The sequence below is a fragment of the Maricaulis virginensis genome (assembly GCF_027922185.1).
In the GTDB taxonomy this organism is placed as follows: Bacteria; Pseudomonadota; Alphaproteobacteria; order Caulobacterales; family Maricaulaceae; genus Maricaulis; species Maricaulis virginensis.
This window is the reverse complement of the sequence record NZ_BSFE01000011.1, coordinates 39,162-56,226: the sequence shown is the minus strand read 5'-3', so window position 1 is coordinate 56,226 and position 17,065 is coordinate 39,162. Positions and strand designations below refer to the sequence as shown.

Here is a 17,065-nt window from a genome sequence, read left to right as displayed (position 1 = left end):
CTAAAAAATTTCCATCGCGCAAATGGGAACGCGCAGATGGAGGACAAGATGGAAAATCACGAATTCAACACCGACGGCTTTTCAACCACCCAATTCACGAATGACGACCTTCCGGAGGCAGACGCACTCGAACAGACCTTCTCTGCCATCGCCAACGAACTCGGCGACCTGATGCTCAACACGGGCCTGGAGAAAGTCCTCGAACAAGTATCCACCCGCTGGACATCCCAGCTGCACTCTCTGATCGGGTTCCACGAACGCACACGCGACGAACAGGCCCAAGAGCTCAAACAGCTGACCACGTGCCAGGACGGGTCCGAAATCCAGTCCAACAAGCTGGAGGAGCTACAAGCCTCAGTTCAGTCCGCCGACGAAGTCATCGAAGCGCTCGAAATCATGCGCGACACCATGGCATCAGCGCACCAGATGATGACCGGAAATCCCTGGACCCCGCAGTCCGGTTCGAAGAAATCTCGCGGCGCAACCACCAGCGCCATGCTGGATGCGCGCGACTACCTCGATGCCAAGGAGAAAGCCGATGCCGTCCGGAAGGCGCCCCAGGGGTTCCTCATCGCAGTCGCCGGAACGGTAAACTTCAACGACGTCAATCGAGCCTACAAGATCTTCGACAGCTGCCTGGAAAAACATCCCGACATGGTTCTCGTACACGGTGGTCATAGCCAGGGGATCGACAAGATCGCCGTCAACTGGGCGACGATGCGCAAGGTCGACATGGTGAAATGCGCACCTGATTTCAAAACGCACGGAAAGAGCCGAGCAGCCTTCATGCGCAATGACAAGATCGTCAATGAACTCCGTCCGAAGGGTGTCCTGGTCTTCATACATCCCGAAGATCGCCATGGCGTCGCCAGCAATCTCCTTCAGAAAGCGAACGAGGCTGGCATCAGCACCCGCCGCTATCTCCAGAGCGTCTAACAGGCGCTCTTGTCATTCCTGCATCCTCCTCGGCCGGGCCAAGTGCCCGGCCTTTCTTTTTGTCGGCATTGCGGATGGACCTACCGGTCCGACACCCTTTGATACTGCCTGTGGACCGCTCACCGGCTTCGCTACGCCTTACGGCTCCGCGAAGCCGGTGGTTTGCTGTCGGGCTGTGCCCGTGCTGCGACCACGATCACAGATTTCTTGAATAGATGTCCCGCCAGCCCTAGGAGAGATGATTGGATTCGACTTGCGGGGGCACAGTGCCGAGATCTGGGAACACGACACGTATCCGAGCGCCTAAAGGGCTCGGACCCGTCTTCCAGGCGCTGGAAGTTTCTCTGGCTGACGCTTTCGGCCGCGTCGCCAAACGCAGGTTCTATACCGCGCTGCTTGCCGAGTACCTTCAAGATCCACCCGCGCGCTACTGGCATCACGGAAACTCATCCGATGTCATTTTCGTCGAGATTGATCGTGTCGTTGCGAACGAAATCCGTGAGAACGCCGACGTTCCTTTGGCCTGTTTCGGCTTCAACGCCATCGACAGTTTTATAAGCGACCCGCTCATTCGCGATGCCGTCTACGTCCGTCTTCGCCGGTCGCTCAAATCCAGCGATACTGATGTTGGCGTTTTCATTGAAACGCACTTCCGATCCCACGAAATCCCCCTTAAGGGACGGCCTCGCTCGGCACGGTTGGAGCAAGACTAAGCGCCCGATCTCGGGCCAACCTTTTTGCCCTCTTTTTTCCGACGGTATTTCCGCCCGGCGACGCAGTTCCTGCGTGCCGGTTCCCATGCACGTTGACACGTTGCTGCCCCCCTTTCACCTGCGGTGAGGGTCGGGCCGGCGGAGCCCGTCCATCGCTTACGCTTGGACGTTGACTAGCGCTCTGGCTGATGGCCAGAGCGCTGACCTGTTTTCCTGACCAACGACAACCATCTGGCGTGTTCGATCCAATTCAGGCCTGGGACAACGTTGTGTCCCAGGATATCGGGGGAGAGCTTTGCTCCCCACTTCCCGTCAAACCGCATCAGCGGTTTTTGCATCACACAAGATGCACTCTGTGCCCGCTGCGGCCCCCGCCGCGGAAGATATTGTTTTTACTCGAGAAATGCCCGCTTTGGTCCTAGCACGAATGAGGTACATACCGGTACACTATTCCGCCATTCTAGAAAAGATGGCTGTAAAACAGTGCGTTAGCGGTGTTCCTCGGTGTTCCGCCGTGTTCCACTCTGTACCAATCGTGTTCCCGACTGTTCCGGCACAATATCAGCGCTCTTGTCGTCTGGTCTTGCGCCCAATGGCACTCATCAGCATAATTCGGAGGTGCCGAGTCCTGCATGCCGCTCCTTAGAGGGGTATGCAATGACCCAAAATTCAGACGATGCGGACCGGACCCATATCCGCGTCAGGGTTTCCAACGACCATCTCGAGTCCATCCGCCAACGCGTCGCAGCCGGTGAGTACCGGTCTCGAACGGATTTGATTGATAGCGCGCTGTCGATGCTTTTCGAACAGCGTCCGCTGTCCCTGACAAGTGGCAGTTCAGAAGAACTGGATGCCCTAAGCCACAATCAATCGATCAGCTTGTTTATCTCGCTCATCTTAGTGTCGCGCGTCATGACCGAGGGCGAACGCGATCATATCTGCTCAATCGCAGAAGCTGGCGCAGAATCCGGTTTTCCGCTCGCAAAAACTTTCATCGAAATGATGCAGCTCGACCGTCCTCTAGAGGCGAGGGCGGCAGAATGAAACGGCACGACACCGCTATCGGAACGAACTCCGTTCAGTCCACATTTCTGCGTGGCGGCCAGATATTCTTTCACAATGCGCGCATGTACTGGCAGCTCATATCGCGGCTGTTCATGGTGTGCATATTTCTCACCACAACCATCGCCGTGTTGATCACGTTTTCCATCACCGAGTCGTCGGACGCCCGCTTGTTCGGCTCGCGCATGATGGCGCGATACTACACCAGCACTGGCCGCGGCGATCGCGAGATGAACGTCATCGATCGCGACAATGAAATCCATCATTTCGAAGCGCGTGACGTCGTCAACAACGAGTATGTTGTCTACCACTCCGACACCTTTCAGCGTGTCCTTCTGCGGTGCCTGACCATCGCCGGGTTGTCGGGCATCCTGGCCCTTCTTTTCATGTTCTGGTGGTTCACGTCGCACGGCCGCAAGCTCGGTTCGGATCAGCATCTGCGTGGCGCACAGGTGATACCGGGCAAGGAGCTCGCGCTGCGCATTCACGCCGACAATCGTGTCATGAAGCGCAAGCGGAAGCTGAAGACCTATCGTCCGTATTCGCTGGTCGGGATCGAGTACCCGTTTCGCATGGAAACCTCTCACACTCTGCTCGCCGGAACGACCGGGTCTGGCAAAACCCAGGCGATGGCAACGCTGATCGAAGAGGTCCGGCGCCGCGGCGATCGCGCTATTTTCTACGATAAAATGCGCTCCTTCCTGCCCGTGTTTTACGATGAAGACGCAGGTGATCGTATCCTCAATCCGCTCGACTCACGGTGCGCGCGCTGGACCCCATTTTCAGACGCGCGGACCTACGAGGACTTCCTGCAAATGGCCACCGCCATGATGCCCGATCCAGCGGGCTCGGCTGACCCGTTCTGGGTCGATAGCGCTCGCGTCGTCTTTGCAGTCGCAGCGGCCAAACTCCATCGAATGGGCCGGCGCTCGACCGACGATCTCTTGTATATTTTGCTCCGTGCGCCTCTCAAGCAATTGGCAGCCTTCCTGCAGGGGACCATTGCGTCTGCCTCCGTTTCGCCCGACAGCCCCAAGACTGCCCAATCCGTGCGCGCCACGCTGGTTACTGGACTGGCGGCCCTCCAATCGATGGAGCAGGCCGCTCCGGATCGCGATCCTTTTTCCATCTATGACTGGGTCAAAAATCACGACGATAGGTCATGCCTGTTTTTGACATCGAGGTCCGACAAGCACCAATCGCTGCGCGGTCTAATTACCGTCTGGCTTGAGATGGCGCTCAATGCGATCATGTCACAGGAGCGAGATCCGGATCGAACAATCTGGATCTTTGCCGACGAGCTCCCGTCACTGAACAAACTTCCATCATTGGAAAAGGGACTCGCAGAAGGCCGCCAATTCGGCGCCGCCTACGTCCTGGGCATTCAAACGCTCTCACAGCTGCAGTCCATCTATGGCCGCGATGTTGCGCACACCATTACTGGTCTGTGTCGAACCAAACTGATCCTCAATCTGGCTGACCCGGACACGGCTGAAACTGCCGCCAGGTACATCGGCCGAGCCGAGATCCAGCGCGCCCAGCGCGGCATCGGCTTTGGTGCGAGTGACGTTCGCGACGGCGTGAACTACACGCTGCAAGACAAGTTCGATCATCTCGTCCTGCCCGAACAGCTACAACGGCTCCCCGACCTCACAGGATACCTGGTCCCGGCCGCCACTTATCCGACCGGAGAGGTCACTTTCGCCTATCGGAAGCTGGAAGGCCGTACGCCCGGTTTCATCGAGCGTGACAATGATTTCGATGACATCGATTGGCACGCCATGAGCGGCGCCGAGACGCCACCCGACAAACCGTCTAGCCCATCTACGAGCGCCTTTCAGTCCCCATCCGGACCGCTGAGCGATACGCCCGTTGACAGCGCCTTTGCCCAGCGAGCCTCGGCCGAGCTCGGACTGTTTGCAGCCCTAGAAGACGATGCAACCGGTGTGCCTGAAGATGACCTCCCGGACGATCCGTCGAGCGACGACGGCGGTCTGGACGGACCGGCCCGGGAAGAAGCGCCCGGCTATGAAGAGATCGGTGCTGGTCAATCGACAGACCATCCTGACTTCACTGCCGATCCTGAAGCTGACGGGTTAGAGCAGGACGAAACGGCAGCCGGTTCTTTCACTCAATTCGACAACACGCTGTCCGGCTTCGATGCGCCAGGGCTAGAGATCGAAGATCGGTGACACCATGCTATCAGCCAGCAAGGATGCCGGCGGCAATACCGCCGAATACTACGCCGCCGACAACTACTACTCTGCCGGCGACAATCCCGCTGATAGCCAGTGGCTGGGTGAGGGCGCGCGTCGCGCCCACCTGGCCGGAGCGATTGATGCGGACAAATTCAACGAAGCCCGCGACGGACGCCTTCCCGACGGCTCAGCGGCTGCAGCGAAGGAGAATCGTGTTCCCGGTTGGGATTTCACATTCTCCGCACCAAAGTCAGTTTCTGTCGCCGCCCTGGTCGGCCGCGACCAACGGCTGATCGAAGCTCACCGATATGCCAGTCAGTCGGCCATGGCCTATGTAGAACGTCACGCCGCTACGCGGATCCGCGAAGGTAAGGAAGTGAGGCGGGAGCGAACTGGCAATCTTGTCGTCGGCCGGTTCACGCATGATACGTCCAGGGCTGGCGATCCAGCTCTGCACGATCACATGTACATCATGAACCGAACCTGGAGCGCCTCTACGAAATCGTGGCACGCGCTCGACAGTCGATCGATCTATGGGGTTAAGGAGACGGCAGGCCGGATCTACTCGTCGGTTCTGCGCCATCAGGCGAAGGAACTTGGGTATGCAGTTTCCGGCATCGATGCGAACGGCAATTTCCAGCTGACTGGCGTCAGTCAGGACCTGAGTGACCGATTCTCTAAGCGACGCGCCACCATTGTCGAAGCCCTCAAAGATACAGTCCAGACGACGACCCGGGCTGTGCGCGAACGTGTGGCGCTGATGACTCGGGGCACGAAAGATTTTTCCCTTAAAGGTTCGGCGAAAACGGATGCCTGGCGCAAGGAGGCTGCAGAGCATCTTCGCGGCCTTGACGCCACTGTCAGCCGAACCGGCGCGTTTTTGTCGCGCGCTCAGGCCCACATTGCGAAGGCCTTCAGCTCGTTGCCCTCCTCGTCGCCGGCGATAACTGACGCATTGCAGACACCATCGCGTCAGACGATTGTCGGTTCGCGGCGAGAGAGTGCCGCCAGGCAGGCCGTTCACACCGCCCTGCGGGACATGACAACACAATCTGCCGTCTTTCACGAAGCCGACCTGGTGTCGGCCGCGCTCCAAACGCCGCAAGCCGAATATGCGCATCCTGCGGACGTCATCAAACTCATCGACGAGCATCGACGGAAAGGCGCCCTGGTACTTGCCGAAAACAGTGAGCCTGGTCACTTGACTACACGCTCTGCGCTCGATCTGGAAAAGGCTCTCATAACTCGGATCTCGAACGCAGACCCGGTCTGGCGCGGTAGCGACGGGATGCAGACTGACGCCATCGCCAAAAGCCGAGGGCTTACCCGCGATCAACGACGACTGTTCGATGCCGCTCTCAACGGATCCGATCGCTACAAGGCGGTCGAAGGCGTCGCCGGCGCCGGCAAGACGTATACCCTGCGAGCCGTCGCGGCCGCGCTGGAATCGCACACCGATACGTTGAAGCTTGAAGTTTTGGCACCGCTCAACGAGCAAGTCACCGACCTGAAAGCCTCCGGCCTGGACGCGCGAACAGTATCGAGCTTCGTCCACGCACATCAGCACTTGCTCAAGGACGGAGCTCAGCCCGTCAATCGGTCCGATCGGATCCTGGCCGTCGATGAAGCCGGCCAGATCGCCAACAAGGACATGGACAAACTGACCCGGATCGCGGAGGCCGCCGGCTACGGCCGTGTTGTCCTTCTGGGCGATCCCAAACAGCATGGTGCGATCGAGGCCGGTGCGCCCCTGCCACTGGTGCTCAAAATGGCTCGCGCGGACGTGAGAATGACGTCGATCGCGCGGCAAACCGTTCCGGTGCACAAAACAGCGGCTCGGCTGGCTTCGCAGGGCTTTGTCGGCCGAGCTCTCGATGTGCTTGGACCAGCATTGAAACAAGTGCGCGAGGACACCATCGAGGAGGCCGTATTCAAGTCATGGCGGGCGCTGCCAAGCGCAAAACGACAAGACGCCCTGGTGGTCCTCTCGAACAATGCACGAAGGGCCAAGGCGGTGGAGCTCATTCGCGACGCACTCATTCATGATAAATCCCTCCCGCACGCCGAGCGGCTTGGAGACAAGGCGTTTGACGCCGAGCAGCTGCAAACCGTGCATCTGACAGATGCCCGCATCAACTCGGGCATGGGCATGGCCGCCGGCGACAGAGTGATCTTCACCCGGAACCTGCGGGGCATTGGAGTGGAAAAGAATGACGCTGCTTCGATCGTATCAGTCGATAAAAGCGGCAAGACGGCCAAGCTGAAGAAGGACGACGGCTCCACGGTCACCTACAAGTTTCCAGGTCATAAGCATCAACACGCGCATTTTCGGGTCTATCGCCCCGATCGCATCGAGATCCGAGAGAAGGATCGCATGCGTTGGACCCGCACTGACAAGGAACGTGGTTTCCATGCAGGCACCGGTTTCCAGATCAAATCCGTTGAGGCGGACCACGTCGTCATCCAGACCGGCGACAATAAGGAGCTTCGACTTGCCAAGTCCGACCCACAGCTGCGCCACATAGACTACGCCTATGCTGCCACCTCCTATGCGGCTCAGGGTAAGACGAATGCGACCGTGATCGGTGGTGTTGGCGCGGAGGATCGAAAATCCGGCACTCACCAATCGCTCTATGTCCTTCTTTCGCGGGTGGGCGCTCGCGGAGAAGATCCGTGGGAACGTCTGCAGATCATCACGAACGACAAAGACGGCCTGATCTCGCGGCTTAAAGGGGCATGGTCAAAACCCGACGCCGCCACGCTCCACGCCGTTAGTGAGAACTTCAAAGACACCATTGCAGGCAAGGCGATTGCGCCAAAGGGCCGTTCGGATGCACAATACGAACGGCGTTCGGCCGAAATGGATCGCGATTCTGGGGGCTCGCGATCCACTCCAGAAGACAAGTCACCGACCCGCGACCCCATCCAGCGGGAGCCGGATCGCATGCGATGACCGATATTGCCGTTCTGGCGGCGCTCTTTCGATCTGCCGATCGGCTGTCCAGCCGGCGTACGCTTATTTCAGAGCATGCGCTTGCGAAAACGGCCCATGATGATCTGCAGCTGGCGCGGCCGGCCGGAGACATCCAGCGCGGCATCGATACACTTGTCGAGCAACGCTTCCTCCTCGAGCCCGTCAATCACCCAGGATACTACGTTACGGACCGAGCGATTGTCTCGATGGCTGACGCCGCGCAACTCATGGCGGATCCCCAACACACAAATCCGCGCGTGACCTGGTCCGAAAGCCGCGAGATAGACCGGGACCGCTCGCACCCGCTCGCGCAGGCTCAGCGCTTCACAATTGTTGCTGCACGATCAGGCGAGGGCGCCGGCGACGTCCTGGGCCGCCTGGGTCTCGCCGATCATGTAGATATTGCCAATCACGTCCATGGAAACGACCCGGCCGACATCGCCCGGTTTCCCATCAACACGCCTCGCATGGTGTCGACCAACGCTTACGCGGGACTGGCCGGACATGCGAAGAAATCCGTAACGCCCGCCGGCGTCGGATATACTCCCAGCAGCATCGTCATAGTCTCGGATACGGCCCTGCGCACGGCACGCGATGCCTATCTCATCGCGGCCGCCAGCCGCGAGCTCGGTGCGGGCAAGGTCATTGTGATAGTAGAGCCCCACCGCACCGATGCGCTAGATCTCATGTCTGTCCATGCTGCCGTCCGCGCCGGCGTGGCGAGCGATTACAGTGCACCGGCAAGGTTCAGTCTCATCGATCGTCCGGTCTCTCTGGCGGCAGCCATAGAACCGGTGCGTGACCGCTTCGTGGAAGCACGACACGACAATGTGTCGCTGGCCGCAGCTCGATATTTCATGTCCAAATCCGAAGCATCACTAGTCGCACACGACTCCCAGATGATCCGGGATCTGAACCTGGCGTGCTGGTCTCTGGCGTATGATCCAGCCCATCAACCGAACTTCATCGAGCTCGACAGCCTTGAGCCCGTTCATCCTGACATCTACTCCGTCCGGACCGGCGCCGGCATTCGTGACGGAGATACCTTGCGTGTGGATGATCCAGGCTCAACCGATCTAGTTGCAAATTCCCGCTTCTCGGTCATGAACATCCGCCCGCTCGAAAACCTGGCGATCGCCAAGAACGAGAACAACCGATATCGGCGCCTCAACCTTACCGACCTTCACGACCGCGGCGTAAGGCTGACTCTACACCGATCGACCAGGCTGAGGTTGCGCGAGGGCGAGCCCATCTCGCTCACCTTGCCGGGCCGCGGACGAAGCCGAGGACGCGTTGCGCTCGTCTCGAAATCCAGCATCGCCTTTTCAATTGCTGGGGAAGGGCACCTGCAGGTCTCGGACAACGACAATGCCTTCAAAGACGTCCGGCTTGAATACGCTTCCTCGCGTGTTTGCCCAGCGTCGCCGGCGTCAATAGTTGCCGCGCGGATTCATGACTGTACGGCGCTGGGATCCTTCACACCGGGAGCCGCCTACACTGCAGCGCGAATGGTCGAACGCGGCCGGCTTTCGGATGTCACTCTGGTGACGGAAGACACGCAGACGTTCTTCCGGCATGCTGAACACGTTCATCCTGGCGACGCTGCGGACCTTGATGCACGTGTCGAACTACTGACGGAGATGTCTCGTGGATAGCGGTCTCCTCACGCTTTTTGAGCCGGTTCGCGACCTTGTTTTGCTAATCTTGGCTGGAATCGGTGTGGCCATGCTTGCAAATCTCCTCTGGCAGAGTGTTTTTAGGAAACACGCTCCGGCTGCCGACCATATCGGTACCCTTCCCAATGCCAGTTCGCCGGCCCCAGATCAGCGGGCCAGACCGCTTGAGCGCGGGCATTGGACCCTCAACACCGGTGCTTATTGGACAAATGACGTTCAACCTTTGGCCCGCCATGTCGCTGGCCTTCTGGATCACAAGGCCTACATCTATCTCGTCGCGCCCCGCCTGTCGGATTTCCTTAGCGTAGACAAGCGCTTTGAAGGCGATCAGCGCGGTGTTGCCATGGAAACCCGTCTGCGCAGCCACCGTGCTGCGTTGGCGATCCTCGACGCTAAGACGGGTGTCCCGGTTGCCGCGTTGCTGAATGCTTCGCACAACAACGAGATCCCCATGGGGGCTTTCGAAGCGCTGCGCCTTCCCTACGTCGTGCTCGACAAAATCACTCTAGCGAATGTCAAAGAGGCGCTGGCATCGATGCGGATTGGACTTGTCGATACCGGCAAAAAACGAAAACGACCGGCCGCCATGTCGACGCAGAAGCAAATGCCGGTTCCAATTGAGAGGCCGGCGGAAGAGCCGCCAAGCCATCCCGAGCCGCCGGTGCATTCCGAACATCCGGCCGGCCCTGACAGCCCGCCAAACAGCGCTCCATCGACAGACAGCGAACCCGAGCGTCGGCCAGCGATCGCGAACTTCACCAGTCTGGCGCCGATCAGGAAGCCGTAGAAACCCTTTATCGCGTGGGGCCCCGCATCTCGGCTGGCTGATGCTGCCACGTGAAGAAGAGTGAGGGGCGTTCCTCCTGAGTGTTTCAGGAGGAAAAGATGCTCAGCGACATTCCCAGCCTCATCCATCGCGAAATCGATGCCGGCGCATTGTTCGTCGTCAATCACAGCGCGGGTAAAGACAGTCAGGCCATGGCGATCTGCCTGGCCAAATTAGTTCCTCGTCGCCAGCTCCTCGTTATCCATGCCGATTTGGGCGAGGTCGAGTGGCCGGGTAACGGCCAACATATCCGCGAGACAATCGACGGACTGCCTCTCATCGTTTGCCGAAATGAGCGCAAGACTTTTTTCGACATGGTCCGGCGACGCGGCAAATGGCCCAGCGCGGGCCAGCGCCAATGCACCAGTGATCTCAAGCGCGGGCCGATCGAGCGTGAAATCCGACGATTCCTAAAGGCGAACCCGTGCTACCACGTATAAAATCCATTTAAAACTGGCGGATTTGCCCAATTGTGCCAGAATGCGTGAGAATTCGAATACGCCAATTAGCTGTAAAGCTATGTAAACATTGTGGACGCACCGCTTTGGTGGCGGATTTGTCTAACGCCATTCTGCCGATGTACGCAGTGAGGGCGCCGCCATGGTGAAAACGAGACTTCAGAACGCAGATTACATCAGGTTTTTGTCGGATCTGGCTGAGGCTCAGCATGGCTCTAAGGAAGAGCTACTCTTGGTCGGTACTGAGAAATTTGACCTATCGCGTCGAACGATATGGCGTGACCTGAAAAATTTTCGCGGGAGAGAGGTAGCACGCCCAGCCAACCGCACTCGGTTTGAGAACGCACGAGAGTCTCTTATTGCTCAAGCGGGAGGTCGCACGGCTGAAGGCCGAGCGGGACATTCTAAAAAAAGCCGCGGCCTACTTCGCCAGGGACCCGCTGTAATGTTCGGGTTCATCGCGAAGCACCGGGGGATATGGCCGGTCAGTTGGATGTGTGGGGCGCTCGGTGTCTCTCGAAGTGGCTTCCATGCCTGGCTGACCCGACCGCCCAGAGCGCGAGCCAAGAGCGATGAAGCTCTCGGTGCCCGCGTCCGGGTCAGCTTCTTGTTGTCAGCCCGGACCTATGGCGCTCGCCGCGTCTGGCGCGACGTGCTGGCAGAGGGCATCTCGCGCGGCCTGCATCGTATCGAGCGACTGATGCGGGAACAGGCCCTGCGGGCTCGGCCTCGCCGGCGCCAGCTTCCCAAGGATAGCGGGACACGCTCGACCTCGGTGAGGAGGGGTCGGGTCAAGCACAAAGTTCGCGTAATGTTCTCAGTACAACAAGAATATTCGGCGCGCGAATTCAATGACCTGTTGCGGTGGCGGGCTCGCGCCTACTAGATCTGCTTTGGCGCCCGAGCGGGCATCGCGTGAGCCTTGCGCGAGTTGGACTGCTCTCTAATCTGGCCCGGAAATCAACCGATGTTTCAGGTAATTCTAAAGAGGGTCCCGATTATTCCGGGCGCGCCATTGACGCTCCATGACCATATATAGAAATGAAGCGGACCAAGTGATCAGCAACAGGCCGTTCAGGGCCTCGAGGCCGACAAGCAGTCTGGTATGGCCGGTAGGGATGATATCGCCGATACCGAGAGAGGTGTAGCTGACAATCGAAATGTAGAAGAAATCCAGAGCGGACCCACTGTGAACACCGGAGAAGGAGCCGATCGACAGCACGTCAGATGCCAGCCACAGGGCGCAAGCGTACAACGAAACCTGCATGGCATGCACGCCGAACAGGGCCAGCACACAATAGAGGACGCGTCGGTCGGTACGGAGCTCCGTTTCGGGACCAAGCCTGGATAGAGCATGCAGTGCATGAAAATGCATGAACGAGGTCAAGCCGACCAGTGCGAAGCCCGATACGATGGCAATCAACATTTTCCGAATTGCTCCTCCGGGCTCGCGGCTCGGCCGTGCGCCGAAAAATGAGGGCGAGCGAGCCGCGCTGCGTAATTGTCAACAAGACCAGAACCGGGACAATTACGCCATGACAACTTCGCACACTCACGCGAATGCATCGCCGGGAGCAAGCGCCGGGCACGACATGTCCGCCATGCTCGCAGCCAATGAGCGCGCGCTCAAGATCAGCTCCTGGCTGACGGGTATTTACTTCTTCATTGAACTGGGCCTTGGCTATCTGAGCGGGTCCGTGGCCGTGCTTTCGGATGCGTTTCACACGTTTTCCGCTGTGGGAGGGGTTTTGCTTGCCCTGGTCGCCGGCAGGATCGCCGCAAAAGCGGCTGATCGTTACCGTACATTCGGATCTGTTCGTGCTGAGATCATCGGCGCCCTGTTGAATGGATTATTTCTCTTCGCCATGGCGGCCTTCATTCTCTACATGGGCGTGGTCCGGCTCATGAATCCGGTTGAGGTCGAATACGGATTGATGCTGCTCGCGGCGGCCGGAGGACTGATCACGGAAGTCATTTCCTTGCGATTGCTGTTCAAGGGTCAAAGGGGAAATTTGAACATGAAGGGCGCGTTCTGGCACGTGATGCAGACCTTCGTGGGCAGTCTCATCATTATTGTCGCAGCGGTGGTCGTATATTTCACCGGTTTCGTAGCGATTGATCCCATCCTGGGCATTGCGTTCGGTCTCGTCCTGTTCTGGGCGTCGTGGAGTATCACTCGTGACGCCATCAACGTACTCATGGAAACGGTGCCTGGTGACGTCGATGTCGAGATGGTCGAGGATGCGCTCACAACTATTCCCGGGGTGCAGGAGATCCACCATGTCCATGCGTGGGCCCTGACCTCCGGAAAGACATTGTTTTCGGCCCATGTCCTGGTGGACAAGTCGGCAGATACCGAGGCCGTGCTTCACAAGGCACACACAGAGCTCAGGGAGCGGTTCGGATTCTATTTTTCCACGCTGCAAGTCGAGGCGGGGTGTCCGAATTATCATGATGCGCCGGAAATTGATTTCGCCGACCCGCGTCACTCGCGGGACGGGGGTGCAGCCAAGCCAGAAACGTAGGTGGTGGGCCTGAACGCAATGCCAAGCGCGCATCTCGATACGGCCAAAACGACAGGGTCCATCCTGATCGCGTCAATGATGGTCGGGTTGGTATGGGCCAATTCGCCCTGGCGAGAAATGTACCAATCCATTCATCACCTGCCAGTTCACATCCGGTTCGGACCATTCGGGCTTGATCGGCCGTTGGTGTGGTGGATCAATGAAGGCCTGATGGTCCCGTTCTTCCTGCTGGTCGGTCTGGAAATCAAGCGAGAGGTCTTGTCTGGACGCCTATCGTCATGGCGCCTGGTCACAGTGCCGGCCGTGGCTGCGCTCGCCGGAATGATTTTTCCAGCAGCTATCTATCTCGTCGTGGCAGGCGCAGACCCGGTGCAGCGAGCTGGATGGGCGATTCCCACAGCGACGGATATCGTTCTCGTTCTCGGTTTGTTAGCTTTCCTGGGCGACCGCGTATCGATAACCGTCAAGGTTTTTTTGACTGCGCTCGCTATGTTCGACGATATCGGCGCTGTTCTGATCATCGGCTTGTTTTACGGTCACGGGTTCTCATTTCCTCCTCTGGCTGTCGCGATAACAGCATTGATACTCGCCCATGTAGTGGCACGGTTCTGGCGCTTCAGCTGGACCGTGCTTGCCCTGCTTGGCGTAGTTCTTTGGGGAGCGATTCTGGAGGCGGGTATCGAAGGAGCGATAGCTGGGGTTCTGATCGGCATTCTCATTCCCTTTGAACGTGAGCGCCCAGACAACACACGCTCATTGAACCGGGTGCAGTCCGGGCTGAGGCCCTGGGTTTTTTGGGCGGTGATACCGGTGTTCGCGCTCTTCAATACCGGGATCGATATTACGGCGCTTCGTATCGTCGATATTCTGGACCCGGTGGCAGTGGGAGTATTCGTCGCGCTTGTTGTCGGCAAGCCGGCGGGGATCTTGGGCAGCCTGTGGATATTGGATCGATTGGGCATGCCCGTCCGGCAAGAGGGCTTGGGATGGGGACAGCTTGTTGGCACGAGCATGCTCGCTGGCGTCGGCTTTACGATGAGCATCTTTATCGCATCCATAGCCTTTATCGACCATCACCTGGTCACGACGTCGAAATTGTCGATCCTTGCAGCCTCATTGGTTTCGGCCCTGCTTGGTTTCGCCGTGCTCAGAAAATCTGCGGAACTCACCCGCTCGAGATCGCCGGGCGAGCCACGATGAACGTGTTCAAGTTACTTCTTGTATTCTTCTTGTGGGCGTTATGCTTTCCGTTGATCGAACTGGGCCAGGCGTCCGTTCCACCGCTCCTATTTGCTACATTTAGGGCCCTTCTGGCCGGCCTGACTCTTCTTGTAATCGCATCGGCCCTGAAGCGACCTTGGCCGACATCCGTGCGTGCATGGGTCCAGATTGGCGCGATTGGATTAGGAGCGACCAGTTTGGGCTTTTGGGGCATGTTCGAGGCTGCGCGTTGGGTTTCGCCGGGATTGGCCACGGTGGTCGCGAACATTCAGCCCCTTGCGGCAGCGGGCTTGGCTGCGGTTTTTCTTAAAGAAACGCTGAGCCTGAAGACGCTCTGCGGGCTCGTTGGCGGTTTTGTGGGAATCGTTCTCATAGCTCTGCCCAGCTTTGGCCAAAACGGGCCTGATGGTCCGGCCGTCGGCTTTGGTTTTCTGGCGATAAGCATGTTGGGAATCTCAATCAGCAATGTGATGATTAAGCACGCTGTGACGTCCATCGATCCGTTGGTGATGATGGGCCTTCAGCTCGTGTTTGGCGCCATTCCGTTGGGATTAGCCAGTCCGTTCCTTGAGGCCAATAGAGCGATCGAATTCACCGGAGCGTTCGGACTGTCTCTCGTTCTTCTAGCGCTTCCCGGCACCGCACTTGTTTATTGGTTATGGACCGACGTTCTGCGCAGGATGGAGCTCAGTCGCGCCAACGCCTTTAGTTTTTTGGTGCCGGTGATCGGTCTCGCTCTCGGCTGGACATTTTACAACGAGACGCTCAGCCCCCTGACGCTTCTTGGCGCGCTGATCGTGATCGGCGGGTTGGCGGCTGCGAATTGGCCAAGCCAGGAGGAAGAACATGCCCCGACACACTAGCCTTGCACGAAAGCTTGTCCTGTTTGGTTTGGGGGCTTTCTTGACAGCTTCGATGATTGGCTCTGGGTATTGGTTTATGGTCAGACCGCATCTGGGCGCGGGCTCACCCACGATGACCGCATCGGGCGCATTGATCATCGACGAACGCGACGAGCGCTTGGTGTCGATAGGCGCGCCACTTTATCAGGCCCATTGTGCATCCTGCCATGGGGCCAATCTGGAGGGTCAACCGGACTGGCGCCGTCGATTGGCGAATGGACGGCTCCCGGCACCGCCGCACGATGAGTCCGGTCACACCTGGCATCATCCAGACAACATGCTGTTCGAGATCACGAAATATGGGACGGCGGCCTTGCTGCCGGAAGGGTATGAAACGGATATGGGCGGATACGAAAACATCCTGTCCGATGAGGAGATTCGAGCCGTCATCGCCTATATCAAATCGACCTGGCCCGACCATATCCGACAGCGCCATCGTCAGATGAATGAGGCAGCTCAACGTTAGTCAGCCGAGGCGTCGATTGAAGAGCCAGGTGCCGCAGGACAAGGTCACAATTGCGATTAAAATGAGCGGCCAAGTGTGAGCCCAGATATCCGAAAGCGGGGCATCTTTTAGAAAAACCGCTTTACAGATAATGATGAAATGCGTGATCGGATTGGTCTGGGTCAGCCATTGTAGTCCTATTGGCATATTTGCCACGGGTGTCGCATAGCCGGACAGGAGAACAGCCGGTATCATGTAGATGAACAATCCGATGACGGCTTGTTGCTGGGTTCTGACCAGAGACGAGATAAACAGGCCGATACCAATGATCGACAGCAAGAAGACGATCATTGATCCGAAGAGGGCTGGAAGATCGCCCCGCATTGGCACTCCGATTAGGAACACGCTGAAGATCAGCATGACGATTGAACTGCCTACAGCAATCATCAATGCAGGCAATGTCTTGCCGATCAGGATTTCCAACGGCGTAAGCGGCGAAACGAGCAATTGCTCGAAGGTTCCCAATTCTCGTTCCCTGGCGACGGACAGAGCTGACACCATGAACCCGACGATCGATGCGAGCACGGCGAACAAAGCGGGCGTGGCGGACCAGAGTGGGGTGGCGTTGGCATTAAACCAGGTTCGCGAAACGATGGTTGTCGGAGCGACAACGCCAGCAGCGTCGATCAGTTCAAGATTGTAGCTTGTGACGATGCGATAGAGATAGCCGGAGACAATTTGCGCGGCATTCGATCGGCGGCCATCCAGAAGCAATTGTACATTCGCCGTTTGTCGCCTCAGCACGCGGCGCGAAAAATCTTCCTGAAAATACACTCCCACAAGAACGTGTTGCGCGTCGATGGCCTCGCCCAAATCTTCTACCGTTTCAAAGTAGATCACAGTCCGAAAACGCGGGCTCCCGACGATGCGGTCGACAACCTCCCGCGAAAAGCGCCCGCGGTCTTGATTGACCATGCCGATGGCGATGTTCGACACATCCTGTGTGATGGCGAATACGTAGATTAGAAGCAAAAACGGTGGGGCGATGAGAACGATGAATCGGGTTTGTCGGTCCCGCACGCTCGCCAGCAGTTCTTTTCTTATCAATGCAAGCAGACGGGTCAGCATA

Annotated in this window: 14 protein-coding genes and 1 pseudogene; 12 read left to right on the top strand and 3 right to left on the bottom strand. The window is 58.2% G+C overall.

Annotation, left to right across the window (positions count from 1 at the left end; genetic code table 11):
* Positions 1 to 36: 36 nt before the first annotated feature.
* The gene (locus PKE71_RS15245; RefSeq protein WP_271187858.1) at positions 37 to 936 is read left to right on the top strand and encodes a DUF2493 domain-containing protein; all 900 of its coding nucleotides are present in this window, start codon (positions 37 to 39) and stop codon (positions 934 to 936) included.
* A gap of 446 nt (positions 937 to 1,382) precedes the next feature.
* Here PKE71_RS15245 and PKE71_RS15240 read toward each other — a convergent pair whose 3' ends face one another.
* Positions 1,383 to 1,598 (bottom strand): hypothetical protein, encoded by a 216-nt coding sequence (locus PKE71_RS15240; RefSeq protein WP_271187857.1) that lies wholly within the window; start codon positions 1,596 to 1,598, stop codon positions 1,383 to 1,385.
* A gap of 708 nt (positions 1,599 to 2,306) precedes the next feature.
* On the opposite strand from PKE71_RS15240, the gene PKE71_RS15235 reads away from it, so the two are divergent.
* From PKE71_RS15235 to PKE71_RS15205, 7 genes and pseudogenes are all read left to right on the top strand, one after another.
* Positions 2,307 to 2,693, top strand: coding sequence for a hypothetical protein (locus PKE71_RS15235; protein WP_271187856.1), 387 nt, complete (start codon positions 2,307 to 2,309; stop codon positions 2,691 to 2,693).
* Positions 2,690 to 4,903, top strand: coding sequence for a type IV secretion system DNA-binding domain-containing protein (locus tag PKE71_RS15230; RefSeq protein WP_271187855.1), 2,214 nt, complete (start codon positions 2,690 to 2,692; stop codon positions 4,901 to 4,903). The genes PKE71_RS15235 and PKE71_RS15230 overlap by 4 nt, the downstream gene beginning before the upstream one ends.
* A gap of 4 nt (positions 4,904 to 4,907) precedes the next feature.
* Positions 4,908 to 7,862 (top strand): MobF family relaxase, encoded by a 2,955-nt coding sequence (gene mobF, locus PKE71_RS15225; RefSeq protein WP_271187854.1) that lies wholly within the window; start codon positions 4,908 to 4,910, stop codon positions 7,860 to 7,862.
* Entirely contained in the window at positions 7,859 to 9,538 is a 1,680-nt protein-coding gene (locus PKE71_RS15220; RefSeq protein ID WP_271187853.1) for a hypothetical protein, read from the top strand. The genes mobF and PKE71_RS15220 overlap by 4 nt, the downstream gene beginning before the upstream one ends.
* Positions 9,531 to 10,346 carry a hypothetical protein gene (locus PKE71_RS15215; RefSeq protein WP_271187852.1) on the top strand — a complete coding sequence of 272 codons (816 nt, stop codon included), beginning with the start codon at positions 9,531 to 9,533 and terminating at the stop codon, positions 10,344 to 10,346. Before PKE71_RS15220 ends, PKE71_RS15215 begins: the two co-directional genes overlap by 8 nt.
* A gap of 98 nt (positions 10,347 to 10,444) precedes the next feature.
* Positions 10,445 to 10,825 carry an adenine nucleotide alpha hydrolase family protein gene (locus tag PKE71_RS15210; protein WP_271187851.1) on the top strand — a complete coding sequence of 127 codons (381 nt, stop codon included), beginning with the start codon at positions 10,445 to 10,447 and terminating at the stop codon, positions 10,823 to 10,825.
* A 380-nt stretch (positions 10,826 to 11,205) separates the two neighbouring features.
* Positions 11,206 to 11,612 (top strand): annotated as a pseudogene (locus tag PKE71_RS15205) (IS3 family transposase); the annotation flags it as partial.
* Between the two features lie 213 nt (positions 11,613 to 11,825).
* Here the strand turns inward: PKE71_RS15205 and PKE71_RS15200 are convergent.
* Positions 11,826 to 12,269, bottom strand: coding sequence for an ion channel (locus tag PKE71_RS15200; RefSeq protein ID WP_271187850.1), 444 nt, complete (start codon positions 12,267 to 12,269; stop codon positions 11,826 to 11,828).
* Between PKE71_RS15200 and PKE71_RS15195 the strand changes: the two genes are divergently transcribed.
* The 4 genes from PKE71_RS15195 to PKE71_RS15180 are packed head-to-tail and all read left to right on the top strand — an operon-like array spanning position 12,256 to position 15,957.
* Complete coding sequence (locus tag PKE71_RS15195) at positions 12,256 to 13,368, top strand: cation diffusion facilitator family transporter (RefSeq protein ID WP_271187849.1); 1,113 nt, start codon at positions 12,256 to 12,258, stop codon at positions 13,366 to 13,368. The two genes, PKE71_RS15200 and PKE71_RS15195, sit on opposite strands and share 14 nt — an antisense overlap.
* Positions 13,369 to 14,568, top strand: coding sequence for a Na+/H+ antiporter NhaA (gene nhaA, locus PKE71_RS15190; protein ID WP_271187848.1), 1,200 nt, complete (start codon positions 13,369 to 13,371; stop codon positions 14,566 to 14,568).
* The gene (locus tag PKE71_RS15185) at positions 14,565 to 15,452 is read left to right on the top strand and encodes a DMT family transporter (protein ID WP_271187847.1); all 888 of its coding nucleotides are present in this window, start codon (positions 14,565 to 14,567) and stop codon (positions 15,450 to 15,452) included. Before nhaA ends, PKE71_RS15185 begins: the two co-directional genes overlap by 4 nt.
* On the top strand, positions 15,436 to 15,957 hold the full coding sequence (locus PKE71_RS15180) for a c-type cytochrome (RefSeq protein ID WP_271187846.1): 522 nt from the start codon (positions 15,436 to 15,438) through the stop codon (positions 15,955 to 15,957). Before PKE71_RS15185 ends, PKE71_RS15180 begins: the two co-directional genes overlap by 17 nt.
* Here the strand turns inward: PKE71_RS15180 and PKE71_RS15175 are convergent, their stop codons facing one another.
* The gene (locus PKE71_RS15175; RefSeq protein WP_271187845.1) at positions 15,958 to 17,064 is read right to left on the bottom strand and encodes an ABC transporter permease; all 1,107 of its coding nucleotides are present in this window, start codon (positions 17,062 to 17,064) and stop codon (positions 15,958 to 15,960) included. It abuts the gene before it with no gap.
* Position 17,065 lies beyond the last annotated feature (1 nt).